Annotated in this window: 5 protein-coding genes and 1 pseudogene; 1 reads left to right on the top strand and 5 read right to left on the bottom strand. The window is 67.0% G+C overall.

The genetic code is table 11. The features are described 5' to 3' along the window. The 3 genes and pseudogenes from Q0C59_RS19240 to Q0C59_RS19230 form a co-directional block, all read right to left on the bottom strand. Positions 1-236, bottom strand: a pseudogene (locus Q0C59_RS19240) (serine protein kinase RIO); the annotation flags it as partial. A 22-nt stretch (positions 237-258) separates the two neighbouring features. Further along, entirely contained in the window at positions 259-837 is a 579-nt protein-coding gene (locus tag Q0C59_RS19235) for a DUF1439 domain-containing protein (protein WP_291218610.1), read from the bottom strand. Between the two features lie 49 nt (positions 838-886). Further along, positions 887-1,141 carry a DUF3297 family protein gene (locus tag Q0C59_RS19230; protein WP_291218608.1) on the bottom strand — a complete coding sequence of 85 codons (255 nt, stop codon included), beginning with the start codon at positions 1,139-1,141 and terminating at the stop codon, positions 887-889. A 111-nt stretch (positions 1,142-1,252) separates the two neighbouring features. Between Q0C59_RS19230 and Q0C59_RS19225 the strand changes: the two genes are divergently transcribed. After that, entirely contained in the window at positions 1,253-1,660 is a 408-nt protein-coding gene (locus tag Q0C59_RS19225; protein ID WP_291218606.1) for a DUF4149 domain-containing protein, read from the top strand. 12 nt (positions 1,661-1,672) lie between these two features. Here Q0C59_RS19225 and dbpA read toward each other — a convergent pair whose 3' ends face one another. Together dbpA and Q0C59_RS19215 are read right to left on the bottom strand one after the other, a co-directional pair. Beyond that, a complete protein-coding gene (gene dbpA, locus Q0C59_RS19220) occupies positions 1,673-3,067 on the bottom strand; it encodes an ATP-dependent RNA helicase DbpA (protein ID WP_291218603.1) in 1,395 nt (464 codons plus the stop codon). Between the two features lie 16 nt (positions 3,068-3,083). Continuing rightward, a partial coding sequence (locus Q0C59_RS19215) for a ferritin-like domain-containing protein (RefSeq protein WP_291218601.1) occupies positions 3,084-3,467 on the bottom strand: 384 nt, incomplete at its 5' end.

Here is a 3,467-nt window from a genome sequence, read left to right as displayed (position 1 = left end):
GTGCCCTTGGCCATGGCGCGCGCCTGGCGCGAGTTTTTCACCTTGCGGTTTTCGGTGTAGTCCACCGCCTGGCGAAAGCTGCGGTTGTTCGCTTCCTTGTAGATCTTGGCGCAGCGGGTGTCGTCGCCGCAGCGCACCACGTAGACCATGGCTTCCTTGCCGCTCATGAGCTGGCGCACCACAGTGTCGATGAGGCCCTCTTCAACGAGGGACTGGAGTCGGGGAGGAACTTTCATCGAGCGATTGTGCGCCCGGGTGTCACAGTGGCTTGAGAACGAAGCCGATCACCAGCCCCGCGTCGGTCACCGTGATCGTGCCCGGTTGCATGCCCATGGCGTCGGCCATGCGCAGGTCTTGCGGCTGCAGGCGGTGCAGCACCACCTCGCGCAGCGACTGTTCGGCCAGCGCGGGGGCGTAGGTGTTGAGCAGCTCCACCACGCCCGGCTGCAGGCTGGGAAAACGCAGCCGGTCAACGCGCAACTGGTGCGCGCGCAGCGTGCGGTCGCTGGCCTCGTAGCGCAGCGCAAAGTCCAGGTCGAACGTGCCGCGGTGGCTGCGGTTGAGCGCGGGGCCGGCGGCGTCCACCACCATCGCGGCGCGCAGGCGGTTCTGCGCCGGCAACAGGCTCAGCGTGGGTGGTTGCAGGTCCAGGTTGAGCAGGCCCTGAACCGGGTAACGGATGGGGAAGCGTTCGGCCACCGAGCGCTGCAGAACAGCGGTCGGCACAGTGACCCCGGGGGGCTTGCCAGGCGGGTCGTCGGCCTCGGGCGAAGCGGCCCAGACCAGGTTGCCGAGCGATCCGCACACAGCGGCTGAAAGAAAAAATCTGCGTTGCATAGGCCAGGTGGGAGTCCGTCCTGGCCCATGCGTTCAGCGCCAATGGTCTCTATTTGTAGAAAACCTCGACCCGGCCCTTGAGCTGGATCAGCAGCGGCTGGCCCTTGCGGTCCAGCGTCTTGCCCGAAGGCACCTTGACCCAGCCCTCGCTGATGCAGTACTCGGACACGTCGAAGCGCTCCTTGTCGTTGAATCGGATGCCGATGTCGTGCTCGAACACGGCAGGCACGTGGTGTGGGCTGCGGGCGTCGATGGACAGGCGGTCGGGCAGCGGGGGGCGGGTGTTGGGGATCTGATCGGTCATGGGGGGATTGTCACCGACCGCATACCCCGCACCACCGACCGGGCATGGTGCTGCAGCCGTGCAGGCTGCGTGACTGCTGCGTATCGTCCAAAGAAAGAGAAATGCACAGCCATGCTTCAGTCAACACTTTCCGTCAGCTCAGTCCTGTTCAGCGCGCTGCTCTTCGGCGGCATGACACTCTTTGCCTTCGGCTTCGCCGCCTTCCTGTTTTCAGCCATTCCGGTGCCCGAAGCCCGGCTGCTGATCCGCAAGGCATTCCCGCATTTTTACCTGTTCGTGATGGGCAGCGCAGCGTTGGCTGCCGTGCTGACCTGGCGGTCAGACGCCACGTCGGCGCTCGTGCTCGCCGCCATTGCGCTGACCACCGTGCCCACCCGCCAGATGCTCATGCCTGCCATCAACGCCGCCACCGATGCGGGCGACCGGCGAACCTTCGGTCGTCTGCACGGCCTGTCGGTGGTCATCACGTTGATTCACATCGCCGCTGCGGGCGCGGTGCTGGCCCGGTTTGTCCTGTGACCGCAGGCGCCTTCAGTCTTCCAGCACCCGCACCTTCACGCTCTTGCCCTTGATGCGCCCGTCGTTCAGGCGGCTGGCCACCTGCTCGGCGATGTTGCGGTCCACGGCCACGTAGGTGGACCATTCGTTCACGTTGATCTTGCCCACTTGTTCGCGGGTGTAGCCCAGGTCGGCGGTGAGCGCGCCCAGCACGTCGCCGGGGCGGATCTTTTCCTTGCGCCCGCCTTGGATGTGCAGCGTGACCATGGGTGGCACCAGCGGGCCCTTGCCGGTGGGCACGAGTTCGCTCAGCGGCTGCCACTTCGATTCGCGGCCCTGCAGCTGCTCGATCTTGCCCACGCTGCCCATCTCGTCCATGCTGACCAGGTTGAGCGCCAGGCCGCTTTCGCCCGCGCGGCCGGTGCGCCCGATGCGGTGGATGTGCACCTCGGCGTCGGGCGTCACGTCCACGTTGATCACAGCGGCCAGACTGGTGATGTCCAGGCCGCGTGCCGCCACGTCGGTGGCCACCAGCACCGAGCAGCTGCGGTTGGCAAAGCGTACCAGCACCTGATCGCGTTCGCGTTGCTCCAGTTCACCAAAAAGCGCCAGCGCACTGATGCCCTGGGCCTGCAACACGGCCACGAGGTCGCGGCACTGCGCCTTGGTGTTGCAGAAGGCCAGTGTGCTGGCCGGCCGAAAGTGCGCCAGCAGCTTGCTCACCGCGTCCAGGCGTTCGGTGTCTTTCACCTCGTACCAGCGTTGTTCGATCTGCGCACCCGCGTGCTGCGCTTCCACCTTCACGGTGACCGGCTCGCGCATGAACTGCGCGCTGAGCTTGGCGATGCCTTCGGGGTAGGTGGCTGAAAACAGCAGGGTCTGGCGTGTCTTGGGGCACTGCTTGGCCACCGTCACGATGTCGTCAAAGAAGCCCATGTCGAGCATGCGGTCGGCTTCGTCCAGCACCAGGGTGTTGAGCGCGTCCAGCGGCAGGCTGCCGCGCTCCAGGTGGTCCATGATGCGGCCGGGCGTGCCCACCACGATGTGCGCGCCGTGCTCCAGTGTGGCCAGCTGGCCACGCAAGGGCACGCCACCACACAGCGTGACGACCTTGATGTTGTCCTCGGCGCGCGCCAGGCGGCGGATTTCGGTGGTCACCTGGTCGGCCAGCTCGCGCGTGGGGCACAGCACCAGGGTTTGCACGGCGAAGCGGCGAGCGTTCAGGTTGGCCAGCAGGGTGAGGGCAAAGGCGGCGGTCTTGCCGCTGCCGGTCTTGGCCTGGGCAATGATGTCCTTGCCCAGCAGCGCGGGCGGCAGCGCTGCGGCCTGGATGGGGGTCATCTCCAGGTAGCCGAGCTGCTCCAGGTTGGCCAGCGTGGCGGGGGAGAGGGGGAGGGTGCTGAAAGCGGTCGGGGGTGCGGAAGTCATCCCCGATTATCGGGGGTCATGCCTGGTGCATGGCCGTCAGCTCCGCGTCGCTGAACCCTGCGGCCCGGCGCGCCGGTTCATTGAACGGTGGCTTCAGCCTCGGCGCTGAATGTTCTCGCGCCAGTCGGCGGTAGTGGCCCAGCGGTTCAATGCCCTGCTGCGCGCACAGCCAGCCGTACCAGCGGTTGCCCACCGCCACGTGGCCGATCTCGTCGCGCAGGATCACGTCGAGGATCTCGACCGCGCGCAGCGCCGCCGGCGTGCCCACCTTGCGCAGGCGCGCCTGCATGGGCGGCGTGGCGTCCAGGCCGCGGGCCTCCATGGTGCGCGGCACCAGGGCCATGCGCGCGGTCACGTCGTGTTGCGTGCGCAGGCACATCTCCCACAGGCTGTTGTGCGC

It is taken from the genome of Hydrogenophaga sp. (genome assembly GCF_022844385.1).
Classification (GTDB): domain Bacteria; phylum Pseudomonadota; class Gammaproteobacteria; order Burkholderiales; family Burkholderiaceae_C; genus Hydrogenophaga.
This window is presented reverse-complemented; position numbering and strand designations above follow the sequence as displayed.

Excerpts from the sequence above, each read along its gene's own strand:
- Q0C59_RS19235 (WP_291218610.1), bottom strand. The coding sequence starts at position 837 with ATGCAACGCAGATTTTTTCTTTCAGCCGCTGTGTGCGGATCGCTCGGC.
- Q0C59_RS19230 (WP_291218608.1), bottom strand. The coding sequence starts at position 1,141 with ATGACCGATCAGATCCCCAACACCCGCCCCCCGCTGCCCGACCGCCTG.
- Q0C59_RS19225 (WP_291218606.1), top strand. The coding sequence starts at position 1,253 with ATGCTTCAGTCAACACTTTCCGTCAGCTCAGTCCTGTTCAGCGCGCTG.
- dbpA (WP_291218603.1), bottom strand. The coding sequence starts at position 3,067 with ATGACTTCCGCACCCCCGACCGCTTTCAGCACCCTCCCCCTCTCCCCC.